At 52.9% G+C, this 14,436-nt stretch carries 17 protein-coding genes; 3 read left to right on the forward strand and 14 right to left on the reverse strand.

Annotated elements, in window-relative coordinates; all coding sequences use genetic code 11:
• Window positions 1-223: 223 nt before the first annotated feature.
• Window positions 224-700, forward strand: coding sequence for a 3'-5' exoribonuclease (locus tag IEV29_RS03285; protein ID WP_188379836.1), 477 nt, complete (start codon window positions 224-226; stop codon window positions 698-700).
• A 175-nt stretch (window positions 701-875) separates the two neighbouring features.
• Here IEV29_RS03285 and IEV29_RS03290 read toward each other — a convergent pair whose 3' ends face one another.
• From IEV29_RS03290 to IEV29_RS03355, 14 genes are all read right to left on the reverse strand, one after another.
• Window positions 876-1,325 carry a DUF305 domain-containing protein gene (locus IEV29_RS03290; protein ID WP_188379837.1) on the reverse strand — a complete coding sequence of 150 codons (450 nt, stop codon included), beginning with the start codon at window positions 1,323-1,325 and terminating at the stop codon, window positions 876-878.
• A 128-nt stretch (window positions 1,326-1,453) separates the two neighbouring features.
• Window positions 1,454-2,002 carry a c-type cytochrome gene (locus tag IEV29_RS03295; protein ID WP_188379838.1) on the reverse strand — a complete coding sequence of 183 codons (549 nt, stop codon included), beginning with the start codon at window positions 2,000-2,002 and terminating at the stop codon, window positions 1,454-1,456.
• Window positions 2,003-2,062: 60 nt separating this feature from the next.
• The gene (locus tag IEV29_RS03300; RefSeq protein ID WP_188379839.1) at window positions 2,063-2,425 is read right to left on the reverse strand and encodes a hypothetical protein; all 363 of its coding nucleotides are present in this window, start codon (window positions 2,423-2,425) and stop codon (window positions 2,063-2,065) included.
• 20 nt (window positions 2,426-2,445) lie between these two features.
• Window positions 2,446-4,848, reverse strand: a complete 2,403-nt coding sequence (locus tag IEV29_RS03305; protein WP_188379840.1) for a heavy metal translocating P-type ATPase — start codon at window positions 4,846-4,848, stop codon at window positions 2,446-2,448.
• 51 nt (window positions 4,849-4,899) lie between these two features.
• On the reverse strand, window positions 4,900-5,226 hold the full coding sequence (locus IEV29_RS03310; RefSeq protein WP_188379841.1) for a hypothetical protein: 327 nt from the start codon (window positions 5,224-5,226) through the stop codon (window positions 4,900-4,902).
• Between the two features lie 104 nt (window positions 5,227-5,330).
• On the reverse strand, window positions 5,331-5,669 hold the full coding sequence (fdx, locus tag IEV29_RS03315; protein WP_188379842.1) for an ISC system 2Fe-2S type ferredoxin: 339 nt from the start codon (window positions 5,667-5,669) through the stop codon (window positions 5,331-5,333).
• A gap of 160 nt (window positions 5,670-5,829) precedes the next feature.
• On the reverse strand, window positions 5,830-6,165 hold the full coding sequence (locus IEV29_RS03320) for a four-helix bundle copper-binding protein (protein ID WP_188379843.1): 336 nt from the start codon (window positions 6,163-6,165) through the stop codon (window positions 5,830-5,832).
• Between the two features lie 345 nt (window positions 6,166-6,510).
• On the reverse strand, window positions 6,511-6,777 hold the full coding sequence (locus IEV29_RS16105; protein WP_188381048.1) for a copper-binding protein: 267 nt from the start codon (window positions 6,775-6,777) through the stop codon (window positions 6,511-6,513).
• Between the two features lie 72 nt (window positions 6,778-6,849).
• Window positions 6,850-7,179: a glutaredoxin family protein gene (locus tag IEV29_RS03330; protein ID WP_188379844.1), complete on the reverse strand. Its 330-nt coding sequence runs from the start codon at window positions 7,177-7,179 to the stop codon at window positions 6,850-6,852.
• A gap of 54 nt (window positions 7,180-7,233) precedes the next feature.
• Window positions 7,234-8,172, reverse strand: coding sequence for a copper homeostasis membrane protein CopD (gene copD, locus IEV29_RS03335; RefSeq protein WP_188379845.1), 939 nt, complete (start codon window positions 8,170-8,172; stop codon window positions 7,234-7,236).
• Between the two features lie 4 nt (window positions 8,173-8,176).
• A complete protein-coding gene (gene copC, locus IEV29_RS03340) occupies window positions 8,177-8,563 on the reverse strand; it encodes a copper homeostasis periplasmic binding protein CopC (RefSeq protein ID WP_188379846.1) in 387 nt (128 codons plus the stop codon).
• 25 nt (window positions 8,564-8,588) lie between these two features.
• Window positions 8,589-9,071, reverse strand: a complete 483-nt coding sequence (locus IEV29_RS03345) for a DUF411 domain-containing protein (protein ID WP_229726199.1) — start codon at window positions 9,069-9,071, stop codon at window positions 8,589-8,591.
• Between the two features lie 21 nt (window positions 9,072-9,092).
• A complete protein-coding gene (locus IEV29_RS03350) occupies window positions 9,093-10,166 on the reverse strand; it encodes a copper resistance protein B (RefSeq protein WP_373868079.1) in 1,074 nt (357 codons plus the stop codon).
• Between the two features lie 2 nt (window positions 10,167-10,168).
• On the reverse strand, window positions 10,169-11,995 hold the full coding sequence (locus IEV29_RS03355; RefSeq protein WP_188379847.1) for a copper resistance system multicopper oxidase: 1,827 nt from the start codon (window positions 11,993-11,995) through the stop codon (window positions 10,169-10,171).
• A 229-nt stretch (window positions 11,996-12,224) separates the two neighbouring features.
• Between IEV29_RS03355 and IEV29_RS03360 the strand changes: the two genes are divergently transcribed.
• Window positions 12,225-12,908 carry a heavy metal response regulator transcription factor gene (locus IEV29_RS03360; RefSeq protein WP_188379848.1) on the forward strand — a complete coding sequence of 228 codons (684 nt, stop codon included), beginning with the start codon at window positions 12,225-12,227 and terminating at the stop codon, window positions 12,906-12,908.
• Window positions 12,898-14,346, forward strand: coding sequence for a Cu(+)/Ag(+) sensor histidine kinase (locus IEV29_RS03365; RefSeq protein ID WP_188379849.1), 1,449 nt, complete (start codon window positions 12,898-12,900; stop codon window positions 14,344-14,346). Before IEV29_RS03360 ends, IEV29_RS03365 begins: the two co-directional genes overlap by 11 nt.
• Window positions 14,347-14,436 lie beyond the last annotated feature (90 nt).

Below are 14,436 nucleotides of genomic sequence, written 5' to 3' on the forward strand. Positions count from 1 at the left end.
ACAAAGATCGGCTGAATAAAGCGCTGCACGCGGCGACCGGTATCTTATCGCCTCTATTTCTACAGAGCAATCTGGACTCGCTCTTTCGGCGACCTTCCACAGTGATAGATCGAGATTCACCGGATCCTACACCCACCGCTTTTTGTCCTACGGTGCCGTCCTCAAAACTATGCTCCCGGGAAAAACGGTATGATTACTGACCTCCTGTAGCCAACGGGTTCTCATGCCGCTAAAAGTATTTATCGATACGGAATTTACTGATTTTAATGATCCATATTTGATCAGCATCGGTATGGCTGCAGCCTCAGGGGAGGAGTTTTATGCCGAAGTGCCATACCCTGCTCACGCATGCAGCGCGTTTGTACGAGAGACCGTTATACCGCTACTTGGTCGTCTGCCCGACTCTACATGCTCGTTGACTGAGTTACGGGACAAGATCATTCACTGGCTGGCGTGCATCAACCCCGACAATAAAGAAGTCGAAATCTGTTTTGATTACCAAACGGATTGGGATTTGTTTGGTGACGCTTTAGGCTCTCGAATGCCCACGTGGTGCCGGGGTCGTATGATCGCCCGCAACATCAATAAGCTCATTCGGTATGAGTTTCATAAAAAACACAACCTCCCAGAACACCACGCTCTCTATGATGCTATGGCAAATCGATACGCATTTCGAGAGCGTTCTTCTGCCACAAGCTAATGCTACTGATTTAATGCCTCCTGCCGATAGCCCAAAGTGAGTCATCGGCACCTCGCTAGACATTTCTGAGCCTTTTCGGTGGGCTAAGCAGACAAGCTACGTGCGGCAAGCGGAACATAGAGGCAAGCTCCTGACTTGGATGAGCGGAAAGCGGAATAGATTTGTTTCATTAGCGTTAGCGCTCTTGCTCTAGCTCGTTAATAAGCTTTTTCATCTCTTCGATTTCCTTGCGTTGGGATTCAATAATTTTTTCTGCAAGCTTCTGGACCCTGGGATCGGTGATGTTGGCGCGCTCACTGGTGAGGATGGCTATGGAGTGATGGGGAATCATGGCTTTCATCCACGAGACGTCTTCAATGGTGTCTTGACTGCGTGCCAGCCACAGCGCAACCGCGAAAATCACAACACTTCCCACAAAAATGGCTACGTTGATCTTTCTGTTCTTATACATGTTAAGCATGTATGCCAGCATAATGACGGCCATAGTGGCACCCATAACAATTGCCATGTAGACACGCGTTTCACTGAAAAAGACATGCTCGGCCTGGTACACGTTTAAGTACATGAGGCCAAACATGATGGCCGTGGAGGTGGCGATCATGGCGGCAAAACGTCCGTAACCCATACGTTACTCCTTTCAAGAATTAGAAAATGAAAGCTGCACAGTCTGCTGAAAATCTAAGTCTGCCCAAAGCGACATGGCGGCGTTTCCAGCAGCACATGTACCCCTTTCGAGAAATGGGCCTTACTCCCTCACTTGGAGGAGGAATGCCCATGATCCTGGCCGTGTCCAGAGGACGTGCTTTGTGACATGGCCTTGTACTCTTGTGCAGACACCTCGGGGAGCTTCTTCAAGAACGCAACGATGCCCCAGAGCTCTTCGTCATTATGGCTAACACCCCACGCCGGCATGCCAGTCATTTTGATTCCATGCTTAACAATCCAAAACAAATTTTCAGGCGAATGATGAGACATTTCTTCGCTAAGGCGGGGAGGACGGGGATTAAGGCCTTTGTGAATCGCGGTTGGCTCCACACCGGGGGCAAGATGACAGATCTGGCACATAGCGGCATAGGACTTGGCACCTTGTTCGACGCGCTGCAGACTGTTCCAATCAGCTGGAAGCGTTACGCTATCGTCTCGCCGCTTGACGGAGTTACTCCGCGTGGTTTCCATGGCCCACCGTATCACCGATAGGTGCGGCTCATCAGCAGCGACGTTGTAGACGCCGGAGTAGACGAATATGAGTAGCGCTACAATGGCGATCACTACTACGCTGATCAATGTTTTTAGAACGGTCATCGTCAATTCCCTTCAGTTCCGTGGCAACTGTTCGATTTGGATCTCCCTCTGTAACAAACGTTATCGTGTTTCTTGACGTAGCGATGCTCTGCTTCTAACCGATTTCCCCTCTGAATCATAACTAAAGAACACGCTTTTTGCGGCCAGTGCCCTATGGCTGGCGATTGCCGGAGCAGAAAACAACACGTACTCCTGATAGGCTTGCAGTGCCACGACTGACTCCACCGCCTGTATCACCTCCGCCATTTGCACAGCGTGGCTGTCTGAAATGAATACGGGCCGCGCTGAAAACAGGTAGGAATAGCGTTCTTCCATAAGGGCGAGCAGTTCCGGCGTACCCAACTCTTTCGTCAGCGCTTCCCTTAACAAACGAGTGTCCAGGCTCACGCAAAAACACCGACTATTAAGGGTCTCGCTAATCAAGGAGGTATCTCCTTCCCGATTCAGGAAGTATTTGCTGTGCCCCGTAGGCGCAAGGCATTTGCAATGACGGAAACGGAACTCAGGCTCATCGCAAGCGCAGCAATCATGGGTGACAACAATAAGCCGGTCCACGGATAAAGCAAGCCCGCAGCCAGAGGAATCCCCATGGCGTTGTAGATAAACGCAAACACGAGATTCTGCCGCATGTTGCGCACCGTCTCGACCGAGAGCGATCGCGCACGAACAATTGCGCGCAAATCACCTTTCACGAGGGTCAGATGTGCACTGTTGATCGCGACATCCGTGCCAGTTCCCATCGCAATACCAACATTAGACTTGGCCAGAGCCGGTGCATCATTAATGCCATCGCCTGCCATGGCGACTATTTTTCCTTCTTTCTGGAGCCGCTCCACCAACGTGAGCTTGTCCTGTGGCTTGACTTCACCATAGACTTCATCAATGCCAAGGCGCCTGGCAACGGATTTGGCAGTCGTGAGCCCATCGCCCGTTGCCATAATGATTTTTAAACCGGCTTCCTTTAGCGCTTGGAGGGCTTCCGGCGTGGTTTCCTTGACCGGATCGGAGACTGCCAGCAAACCGGCCAACTTACCGTCCGCGCCAAGATACATGACGCTGGCCCCTTCATTGCGCAACGCTTCGGCCTGGCTCACTAAAGGCTGCCAGTCGATTTTCTCCTGCTCCATCAAGGCGGTGTTGCCCAGCACTACGCGCCGACCGGCCACAACGCCCCTGACGCCAATGCCGCTGGAGGACTCGAAAGATTCAGGCTTATCCAGAACCAGATTGCGTTTGTTGGCCTCGCTGACAATGGCGTGTGCGAGCGGATGTTCGCTGCCCTGGTCGATACTGGCGGCAATCTGAAGCACGTCGGTCTCGGTAAAGTCCAGGGCGGCAACGACGCTATCGAAGGCTGGTTTGCCTTCGGTAAGGGTGCCGGTCTTGTCGACGATAAGGGTGTCGATTTTTCGCATGGCTTCGATAGCCGCTGCATCGCGAAAAAGGATGCCCTGAGTCGCCGCCCGCCCGGTAGCTGCCATGATAGACATGGGCGTGGCCAAGCCCAGTGCACAGGGGCAAGCAATAATAAGGACAGCAACGGCATTGACAAAGCCGTAGACCCAGGACGGTTGCGGTCCGAAAAAGCCCCAGACAAACAGCGTGGTGATGGCAACAACAACCACTACCGTCACAAAATAGCCGGCAACCACGTCAGCCAGTCTTTGCATCGGGGCCCGTGAACGTTGTGCATTGGCGACCATCTGGACGATTTGAGACAGCATGGTTTGCGAGCCGACTTTTTCCGCTCGCATGACCAGGCTGCCACTGGTGTTAATGGTAGCGCCAATCACCTTGTCGCCAGACCGTTTGGTCACCGGTACCGGTTCGCCTGTCAGCATCGATTCGTCTAGCGCACTTTCCCCTTCCAGCACTTCGCCGTCCACTGGTACCTTTTCGCCAGGCCGCACCCGCAGCGTGTCGTTAATATGCACATGTGTGAGCGGCACATCGTTTTCCGTGCCATCGGCATTGATGCGACGTGCCGTCTTGGGCGCCATGCCCAGCAATGCCTTGATGGCGGCTGACGTTTGAGATCGTGCCCGCAATTCCAGGATCTGGCCGAGCAGGGTCAGCGATACGATAACTGCAGCGGCTTCGTAATACACGCCCACGCGTCCATGCTCAATAAAGCTTGCCGGAAAAAGCTCTGGTGCGATGGTTGCGACGATGCTATAGCCATAGGCAGCGCCGACACCGGTACCGATCAGCGTCCACATGTTCGGACTGCGGTTCTTGATCGATTGCGCCCAGCGCACAAAAAAGGGCCAGCCGGCATACAGCACTACTGGCGTACCCAGTGCAAACTCGATCCAGTTTTGTCCGGGCAAGCCGCCGGGATAGATCCTGTAGCCGAACATTGCGATGAAGGTAACCAGGACCGTAGCGGGCAGCGTCCACCAGAAGCGCCTGCGAAAATCCACCAGCTCCGGGTTCTCTTCTTCGTCCAGGGACGGCATCAGGGGTTCAAGCGCCATGCCGCATTTCGGGCAGGTTCCTGGCTCCGGCTGCCGTATTTCTGGATGCATGGGACAGGTGTAAATCGTCCCGGCTGGTGCGGGCTCGGCCGCCCGCTCGTCCTGAGGAACGAGATACGACTGCGGGTCAGCCTTGAATTTTTCCACACAACGGTTGCTGCAGAAATGGTAGTCCTTGCCACCGTATTCAACGGTCTTCTCGGGGACGGCTGCCACCTTCATGCCACATACAGGGTCGGTATAAGGTTTATCGCTGTCGATTGTGTCGGTGGGAGCATGCGCCGACTCCACGCCGCCACGATGATGGTGGTGCCCCTCGTGATGAGAGTGGCTGCCATGGTTCTGATGTTGGTGCGAGCGAGTATCCATAAAAACCTCTGCCAATTTATGACAAGCGGGTGTCGGGGCGCTACGGCCGAATCAGCGGCACTTCTCTTTCATCATGTCCATGTGCTTTTGCATGTCCTCGGCAGACATCTTTCCATGGTGCGCTTCCATCATCGCTTTGTGCTCTTGTGGCGTTTTCTCGGTCATCATCTTCGAGTGCATCTCGCACACGGACTTCATGTCCATCGCTCCCATTTTGCAGCCGTCCATCATGCCTCCCATAGGCGATGTAGAACCCGCTTTGGCCCCAGGATGATGATCTGTATGTTGTTGCGTATCCGTGGCAGCGGCACAACCAGCTAAACCAAGCACGAGGACGACTACACCAATACGCTTGAAAACAGGGGGGATGAATTTCATAACAGACTCCTTTGGGTTAAATAGTGACCTGCGAGCATGCTAAGAATGTGGCCTTTAAAATTGCTTGATTCAAGTCAAAAGCGGCACTGTCACGCCTTGAAGCTTCACGCATTCTCCTTGGCATGGTTAATCGAATACCGGGGGATTTCGACGGCTACGTCCGCATCCCCTACGATGGCCTGGCACGAAAGACGAGAAGTGGCCTCCAGTCCCCACGCCCGGTCAAGCATGTCTTCCTCACTTTCGGTCGAGGTGCTTAGCGACTCAAATCCCTGCCGCACAACAACGTGGCAAGTGGTGCAGGCGCCGACCCTTCCGCATGCATGGTCTATCTCCACGCCGTTGGCGAGCAGGGCGTCGCATAGAGAGAGGTTCTTAGGCGAATCAAACGCCGCTCCTTCAGGGGCATAATCGGGGTGGGGCTTGACCGTCACTTTAGGCATGGTGGGCCTTCCTGACACTGGGTTAGATTGGCACAGTCATCGAATATGAAACCACTGTATTCCTTCCCATGATGGCAAGGTCAAGGACCTGAAGTCAGCCCTCAGAGAAAAAGGAGAGGTACAAGCTCAGCCTTCACTCCTCCTTTTTCCTTTATCGCTGTTAAGCGGCAGAGGCCATGCGCCGGCACTCTTCAGCGCAACGTTGGCATGCTTTGGCGCACTCCTGGCAATGGTCATGCTTATGCTTGGCGCACTCATCGCCGCACGCTTGGCAGATATCTGCACACAGCTGGCAGACGGCTTTAGCAAACTCGCTGCCACGGGCCATAAAAGATGCTGCCATTCGGCAAATCTGTGCGCAGTCCATATCCAGTGCGATACAGCGCGCCATCATCTTGACATCCTGTTCCTGCAAACAGGCGGCGGCACAGTGGTCGCATGCGGCTGCGCAGTCATAACAAGCATCGATACATGACTTGAATTTTTCATGTGACATGACTTCTCCTTCAAGAAAGAACTACATGTGTTAAGAAAAAATCCGTATCCTCCTTGAGCGTTTTCCAGCTGCGCTTTTTTCCTCTATTAGTTCCAACACCGTGTCGGTGATGATGCATGATGAACGCGCTTTTTATTTAAACGGCTTGTCCATTTGTGAACTCTCGTATGAGTGACGTGTAAGTGATTTGTTCACATCCTTTTTAAGAAGGCTTTTTCTGCACTATCGTCGTCACGTATGCACCCTGGCTACGGACGAGTTTAAGCACGGACTGGCTACCCAGCCCGTGCACGAAGATCCTCTACGCACAACGAGAAGCTGCGCGCATTAAAAGAGCTAGAACCGCTAGTTCTTTTTCTCGACATGAGTCACTGTAAATTTGCCTTCCAGTTTCTCGGCAACGAACTTGACCTCGTCGCCCACGTTCACCGCCTCTACGAATGCCGGATCCTGAACCCGAAACACCATTGTCATAGGAGGCATGTCGAGATTCTTCAGCTCTCCGTGCCTGATGGTGATTTTCTGGTTTTCCTTGTCGACCTTGCGTATCGTTCCTTCAGACGTATTGCTGTCAGTACTTACCGATGCAGCACCACTGCCCCCACGCGCGATACCATGCCGGCACCAATCATTGCGCCGGCGCCCATAAAGAAATTTCTACGTGAAACCATTTCTATTCCTTCCTTAGTGGCCTGCGCCGGCAGCGGCGGCCGGTGCGGCACTACGCATTTGTAATGAATTGCTGCCCGTGCCACTGATGGCGGCTTGCAACTCGGTTTGTGCTATCCAGAATTCACTATGACCACCTACGCGACGTCCATCAACAAAGGTCTGCGGCGTCGTTTCCACACCATGCGCTTTTTTAAACGCATCGATCTGCGCCCGATCGGTCAAATGATGATCATCGACTTCGTAGCCAGCACGCTTAAGCAAATCGAGCGATTTCAACCCATAGGGACAGGTATGTTCCGGCATAACCATTCGATACAAGGTGGCTTGCTTAAGCTCATTCATGGCTGCACTCCTCGACTGTCAACAATCACTTGGAAGCGGGTGAGATACCAACGTTCAACGTGCCTGAGTCGCAACGATTGGCGACAGAACACCGAGCCACGCCACGCACGCAATAACCACCAATGCCAGACTCGTCTCGGTCAATAAACTGATCCGCAACAACTGCGATGCTTTAGCACCGTTGCCAGCCTTGATTGCCAGTTCGACTTTTGGGCTGAATAAATACCGATTCGCTGCTGCCAGGAGCAGCATTCCTACAAATAGGATCAGCTTGACTACCAGAAGCAATCCATACTGCGTGTCGATCAATGTCCGAATAGTCGGTCCAGCGATAAACAAGTAATTGACCGTACCCGTGATGACGAGCAAGACGACGATGATTGTTCCAACAGTGGCGAAGCCGCTGGACGTTTGACTGAGAACTTCGACAGCATCCGGACTGGAAGCTGGATTCATCGATGCCAGCATGATCAAACAGAACAACGCCCCAATCCATGCGCCCGCTGCCCATAGATGCGTGATATCTGAAGCGAGATGGCTCAACCTTGCGACACCATCATGCATGACCGCATGCCCTGACCACGCAAGCGTCGCAAGTGATATTGCTGATAGGACGCTAAGCAGTCCAAACTGAGGACGTCGTTGAATACTCGCACTAGCCAATATCAGGAATGCCAACAGGACGCCCATCCGGACGAGCCAGGCTACCCCCATCTCCGTGCCGGTAATGACCATGCCAACAATATGTGTGGTCAACTCCGAATACGTTTCTGCCCCTGACATCGCTTTGGCAGTTACCAGTATGGCGCAGGCCGAAAAAACGATATCAACAGCTGCCAGCACTAGGAGAACGCTAGTGAAGCGCCGCCCAAATGATAAAAAACTTGCACTCAGCCGTTGACCATAAAAGCCAAACAGAGAAATACCAAATAGCGCCGCCAGCCCAACGTACAGGCCAAAGCGGAGTGCAATGTTGTGCCAATCATCGGCCATGAATTTACTTCACTTGAAATGTAATGTTGCCCTTAATTGGGTGTGTGTCAGACGACACCGCACGCCAATCAACGCGATAAGATCCTTCTGTAAGCGGATTGGCTGGTGTAATTACCATGGTCTTGCCATCCGAGCCACCCGAGATTTTTGCAGCGATTTTCATGGCACCGTGATTAGGCATATTCGGCATCTCTGTCATGACGAGATTGGCACCTGAGAACTGCGTGTTGAGCGTCTCGGAGAACTTCAGTTCGATGGTGGCGGGTGCTGGTCCTTGTGACTTATCTGCAGGCGATGAGGAAAGCAGGTCTGGATGGGCGAAAACAGAAGTGGCGAACAACGCCGTCATCGATGCCATGAGCAACTTGGAGGTGAGTTTGGATATTGTCATGATATTTCCTAGATTATTTGGTGGTTTAACGATGTGATTGGTAGACGGTTGAGGTACCGTCGTTTTTGATCAGAACAACGTCGTAGGCGTCTTTCTGACCGTTGTAAGCAAGACCATCCATACCGGGCGAGCCGATTGGCATCCCAGGTGCAGCTAAGCCCAGCGCTGTTGGTTTTTCGCGAAGGAGTCGCTTGATATCGTCGGCAGGCACGTGACCTTCTACGACATACTTTCCAACCTTGGTGGTATGGCACGAACCGTACTTCGCAGGCATGCCGTATTTTTTACGCGTCGCATCATTGCCCACATCGTGAACTTTGACCTTGAAGCCCGCTTCTTCCATGTGCTTAACCCAGTCGCCGCAGCAGCCACACGACGGGTCTTTCCATACTTCTGCCACTGGCAGTGTCTGCGCCATTGCAGTCGTTGCAGAAAATGCCAGCACAACCGTCGATACTGCATACCGAAGCCAGTTGAGCTGCATCAGTTTTAGGATTGCTTCTTTCATTTGTTATCCTTGAGGTAGGGCTTAGAACCAGAGGCGAAGACCGGCAACAACCCGTGTTCGTTGTGGCTTGCCGCCTTCTGCTCGAACAAAATCTGCTGTTTCTCCGTAGCTGCCTGCACGTTCGATGCCGATATAGGGAGCGAACTGCCGCGTGAATTCATACCGCAAACGCAGGCCAGCAGACGCTTCGGATAATCCACTGCCTACTCGGCGCTGTGGATCTCGCTTGCCAAACGCTTGCACTTCTACCTTTGGTTCGAGAACCAGACGTTGTGTAATAAGAAGCTCGTAGCTGGCTTCCAGGCGTAGCGCTGTTCTACCGTCAGTGCCGAGATAACCGGTGGCGTCAACTTCAAACCAGTATGGGGCCAGCCCTTGTACGCCGAAGGCCAGCCACTGGCGGTTAGGGCCTTCCCCGGTGTCCATACGAACACCTGCTTGAGCATCCCAATGCGTTGCAATCGCACGGCTCCACAGTAATTCGGTGCGGGATTCCTGCACCCGTCGCTTGGCGACATCGCCTTCCGCCTTGATGACAAATCGGTTGTAGGTGGTACCAAACCATCCTTGAAGGTCATAGGCGGTGCTGTCATCAGCGTTACGATTGAACTTACGTTCGAGCCGTTCAGCCCGCAATGACGCAAAAGAATGCTCGTCATGCAGTCTCAAGCGCGGCACCCCTGGTACCGCGTAGACGCCCTCGCCTACCTTGGTACCATTGGCGTAGGCATGTGGATCTCTGGCATCAGGCGGCGGTGAACCGCCTTGCATGCGCATCTCACCCTGATCCATCTGAGACATGTCGTGTCCCGCATGCGGGTCAGTGCTTGGCATTGATGTGGACGACTGGCCATCCTGCATGGTGGTGATGTCATCAGCACTATCCATTTGCGACATATTGTGTCCAGCATGCGGATCGGAAGGCGCTTTCGCAGCTGGAGTTTGCATATCTTGCATGGTGGTCATCTGGCCATGCTGCCCACCATGATCGTGTCCGGACATTGATTGCGCGTGAACAGAGACAGCTGTGACGGACGCTAAGCCAATGGCAAGGGAATAGATGGTTTTTTTGGTCTTCATTATTTTCTCGCTCATGATCAGGACACCACAACTTCGCGGAACATGCCGCCGTCCATGTGGAACATCAAATGGCAATGCCATGCCCAGCGGCCAAGCGCATCGGCAGTCACAAGGAAACTGATCCGTTGCGCCGGTTGAACCGGTATGGTGTGGCGTCGAACTTGAAATTTACCTTCTGGCGTTTCCAGCTCACTCCACATACCGTGCAAGTGCATCGGATGGGTCATCATCGTGTCGTTATGCAGAATCACGCGAAGACGTTCGCCATACTTGAAATGAACCGGTGTGGACTGACCAAATTCAACGCCGTCAAAAGACCACGTGTAGCGCTCCATGTTGCCCGTCAAGTGCAACTCGATTTCGCGACCGGGGCCGCGACTATCCATCGGGCCAGACGGTGTATGCAAGTCAGCCAGCGTTAATACCCTACGCCCATTGTTACGCAGCCCAATGCCCGGATCATCCAGGTTGGTGCGTGCCATATCGACACGCATGTCTGTACTGGCACCATACTCGGTGCGCGCATGCCGGGCTTTGGTGGACGGTACGGCCAGGCCATTCATTCCAGCCATGGAAGAATGATCCATTCCACCCATCATGGTCATGTTGTCGCCGCCCATCATGCTCATGCCAGCCATACCGCTGTGATCCATGCCAGCCATGCCTCCATGCCCCATCGAACCATGATCCATCGCACCCATCATGTCGCGCATGGTCAGCCATTCAACAGCGTCAAGCTTCGGCACGGACGCTTCCAGCCCTTCCCTGACGGCCAGGGTGCCGCGAGCGAAGCCGGTGCGTTCCATTGACTGTGCAAAGATCGTGTAAGCATCGTCTTTAGGTTCTACGATCACGTCGATCGTTTCGCCAGGACCGAATCTGAATTCATCCACGGTGACCGGCTCAACGTCCAGTCCGTCGACGTGCACAACCTTTAGTTTCAAGCCGGGAATTCTGACGTCGTAAAAGGTATTGCCGGTACCATTGATCAGGCGCAGACGCACGCGCTCACCAGGACGAAATAGTCCAGTCCAGTTACCGGCAGGCGTAATGCCATTGGTCAGGTACGTAAGTGTTTTTGAGGAAAGGTCGGCAAGATCCGTTGGGTTCATCCGCATCTCGTTCCACATCTTGCGCTTTTCAAACGCGGCACCCACGCCGTCCCGGGCAGCATCACGGAAAAAATCCATGACGGTGGGCTGGTTGTAGTTGTAGTAGTCGCCTTGCGCTTTGAGCTTAGAAAAGACGCGCATCGGATCCTCGTCCGTCCAGTCGCTAAGAAGGAGAACGTGGTCGCGATCGGCGCGAATCGTCTCTGGCCCAGCAGGATCGATAATGATTGCGCCGTACATGCCGGTCAGTTCCTGCATGCCGGAATGTGAGTGATACCAGTAGGTACCGTTCTGCTCAACTTTAAAGCGATAGGTAAAGGTCGCGCCCGGTGGAATACCCGCGAAACTGATGCCAGGCACACCATCCATCTGATACGGAAGAATAATGCCATGCCAGTGAATCGAAGTATGCTGACGGAGCTTGTTGTGTACGCGAATCGTGACGGTATCACCCTCGCGCCAGCGCAACGTAGGGGCTGGCAGCGAACCGTTGATAGTTGTCGCCATACCAGGCTTGCCTGTGAAATTAACGGGCAGTTCGTCGACGACAAGGTCGAACTCGGTACCGCGCAGAACCGGCGCGGTACCCTGGCTGATTTTTCTTTCGCTAGCGAGCACGTCAAGAACAGGGATGGAAAGGCCAGCCATCACACCGCCGGCGACAAGGCCTTGGACAAAACGCCTCCGACTCAGACCGGAAGATGGGACGATGAGAGGTAATCGACGTGACATGTTGGCGTTCCTTAAGGATCAGGCAAATGAAAACGGGGGCGCAGGTTGCGCTGACGAGCGTTGGCTATATGCCATAGTCGCAATCCTAGACACCTGTCACTTTCCGGCATATGACCTATGGATTACATTTATGTAATGTTAGTGTCATCTCGCTGGAAGACCTACTGGCATAAAGTACAGAGCATGCAAAGGTGCAGATTTCCGATTTACACCAGAGGTTAAGGTTGAAATGAAAATATTAGTCGTCGAAGATGAAAATAAAACGGCGGATTACGTGCGACAAGGCTTGATGGAGGCCGGTTTCATGGTTGATCTGGCACGTAACGGGCTTGATGGTCACCACATGGCTATGAATGAAGCCTATGACTTGATCCTGTTGGATGTCATGCTGCCAGACGTCGATGGCTGGCGAATCGTAAAGTCGTTACGAGAATCCGGAAAGCAAATGCCCGTTTTGTTTCTGACCGCACGCGGCAGCGTCGACGATCGCGTTAAAGGATTGGAACTCGGCGCCGACGACTATTTAATCAAACCTTTTGCGTTTTCGGAACTGTTGGCGCGCGTGCGCACATTGCTGAGGCGGGGAAATGCACCCACGCAATCTGAACGTATTGAAGTGGCAGATCTTGTTCTCGACCTACCGCGCCGGAAGGCGTCTAGGATGGGCCAAAAGGTCATCCTTACGAATAAAGAATTCGCTCTATTAGAACTGCTGGCAAGACGTCAAGGCGAGGTACTGCCCCGTTCGCTGATTGCTTCGCAGATCTGGGACATGAATTTTGACAGTGACAGCAATGTGATCGATGTCGCGATTCGCCGACTGCGCGCCAAAATCGACGATCCATTTGAACCCAAGTTGATCCATACCGTTCGAGGCATGGGCTACACACTGGACATACCAAATGGAGACTAACGTCACCACCAAACGCCGACCAATCTCGCTGGCTTGGCGAGTCACGGCATTGGTCGGAATAACGACCACCTTGGTTTTTCTGACATTTAACTGGATTATCGTCCGCTCGCTAGAACATCATTTTGCCGAACAGGATGCTGGGGAGCTGCAAGCTGTGGCGAATGCGGTTTCAAAGACGCTCGAAGTACACCAAGACGAGGCAACCACCGATGCCATGATGCAGCGACTCTCGGCTATCGTTGTGGGTCGACACGGGATGTCGTATAGCGTATGGAACGCATCAGGACAACTACTCTATAAAAGCGTAGGACCAGATTTGTCCCCTGTCTTGAAGAACAGCAAGATCGGCACGCGTATCGAAGATGATCAACTTCTCATCTGGAATGTGGACGGTAAGTCGTATCGCGGCGGTGCACTGCAGATACCCGACGAAAATGTCGAAGTAGAACCTCGTGTGGTTGCCGTTGCTATGGATATTGATTTCCATCTCGACTTTCTCGACATGTTCAAACGCATTCTATGGTGGGCGACCTTGATTGTTGCGCTGATTGCCCTGGTTGTCGCCTGGCTTGCAGTTCAATGGGGACATCGCCCTATTCGCAAGGTATCTGGTGACATTCGCGCTATTCGCTCATCCCAATTAGACGTTCGACTCGATCCAGCGGACGTGCCCATAGAACTTACAGAACTGGCACTGTCGTTCAACGCTATGCTAGGCAGGATCGAAGATGGTTTCGCAAAACTGGCGAACTTTTCGGCCGATATCGCGCACGAGCTGCGTACGCCAGTTACGAACTTGAGTACACAAACACAAGTGGCATTGGGCCAAGTTCGTACTGTTGACGAATATCGTGAAGTTCTTTACTCCAACCTGGAAGAGTTCGACCGGATGAGCTTGATGATCGGCGATATGTTGTTCCTTGCTCAGACAGAGAACGATCCACGTAATCTGCGGTTAGCCAAGACCGATATCGGAATGCTTGTGCAAGGGCTCTTCGATTATTTTGGTGTCCTGGCAGAAGATGCGGACATTACCCTTTCCAAGGTAGGCAAAGCTAAGCCTATATACGCTGATCGAGACATGATGTTACGTGCTCTTAGCAATCTATTGTCGAATGCGATTCGTTACTCAGCTAGCGGCTCATCCGTTTTGGTGCGCCTTCATCAGGATGAAAAGCTCACCATCATTAGCGTGGAAAATCCGGGCGAGCAAATCGCAGATGACGACTTGCCAAAACTATTTGATCGCTTCTTTAGAACAGATCCCTCCCGCCAAAGGAAATCAGGCGCCGGTCTCGGTTTAGCCATTGTGAAATCGATTGTCGAAGCTCATGACGGCACTGTGCAAGCGACCTCTCGCGATGGCTGGAACAAATTTACCGTGAGTTTGCCCACTAATGCTGTGGTGGGCGACGACACCGTTATCGTTTGCAAGTAGGCGCTCTATCAAGCTGGAGTCTCCATGAATGTCTTCATTCGACACCGAATTTACTGATTTTCTTGACCCTCATCTAATTAGTTAAGGAAT

The sequence above is a fragment of the Oxalicibacterium faecigallinarum genome, assembly GCF_014635705.1.
Taxonomy (GTDB): Bacteria; Pseudomonadota; Gammaproteobacteria; order Burkholderiales; family Burkholderiaceae_D; genus Oxalicibacterium; species Oxalicibacterium faecigallinarum.

Excerpts from the sequence above, each read along its gene's own strand:
- IEV29_RS03330 (WP_188379844.1), bottom strand. The coding sequence starts at position 7,179 with ATGAATGAGCTTAAGCAAGCCACCTTGTATCGAATGGTTATGCCGGAA.
- copD (WP_188379845.1), bottom strand. The coding sequence starts at position 8,172 with ATGGCCGATGATTGGCACAACATTGCACTCCGCTTTGGCCTGTACGTT.
- IEV29_RS03360 (WP_188379848.1), top strand. The coding sequence starts at position 12,225 with ATGAAAATATTAGTCGTCGAAGATGAAAATAAAACGGCGGATTACGTG.
- IEV29_RS03365 (WP_188379849.1), top strand. The coding sequence starts at position 12,898 with ATGGAGACTAACGTCACCACCAAACGCCGACCAATCTCGCTGGCTTGG.
- fdx (WP_188379842.1), bottom strand. The coding sequence starts at position 5,669 with ATGCCTAAAGTGACGGTCAAGCCCCACCCCGATTATGCCCCTGAAGGA.
- copC (WP_188379846.1), bottom strand. The coding sequence starts at position 8,563 with ATGACAATATCCAAACTCACCTCCAAGTTGCTCATGGCATCGATGACG.
- IEV29_RS03295 (WP_188379838.1), bottom strand. The coding sequence starts at position 2,002 with ATGACCGTTCTAAAAACATTGATCAGCGTAGTAGTGATCGCCATTGTA.
- IEV29_RS03320 (WP_188379843.1), bottom strand. The coding sequence starts at position 6,165 with ATGTCACATGAAAAATTCAAGTCATGTATCGATGCTTGTTATGACTGC.
- IEV29_RS03285 (WP_188379836.1), top strand. The coding sequence starts at position 224 with ATGCCGCTAAAAGTATTTATCGATACGGAATTTACTGATTTTAATGAT.
- IEV29_RS03290 (WP_188379837.1), bottom strand. The coding sequence starts at position 1,325 with ATGGGTTACGGACGTTTTGCCGCCATGATCGCCACCTCCACGGCCATC.
- IEV29_RS03355 (WP_188379847.1), bottom strand. The coding sequence starts at position 11,995 with ATGTCACGTCGATTACCTCTCATCGTCCCATCTTCCGGTCTGAGTCGG.
- IEV29_RS03350 (WP_373868079.1), bottom strand. The coding sequence starts at position 10,166 with ATGAGCGAGAAAATAATGAAGACCAAAAAAACCATCTATTCCCTTGCC.
- IEV29_RS03310 (WP_188379841.1), bottom strand. The coding sequence starts at position 5,226 with ATGAAATTCATCCCCCCTGTTTTCAAGCGTATTGGTGTAGTCGTCCTC.
- IEV29_RS03305 (WP_188379840.1), bottom strand. The coding sequence starts at position 4,848 with ATGGATACTCGCTCGCACCAACATCAGAACCATGGCAGCCACTCTCAT.
- IEV29_RS03345 (WP_229726199.1), bottom strand. The coding sequence starts at position 9,071 with ATGAAAGAAGCAATCCTAAAACTGATGCAGCTCAACTGGCTTCGGTAT.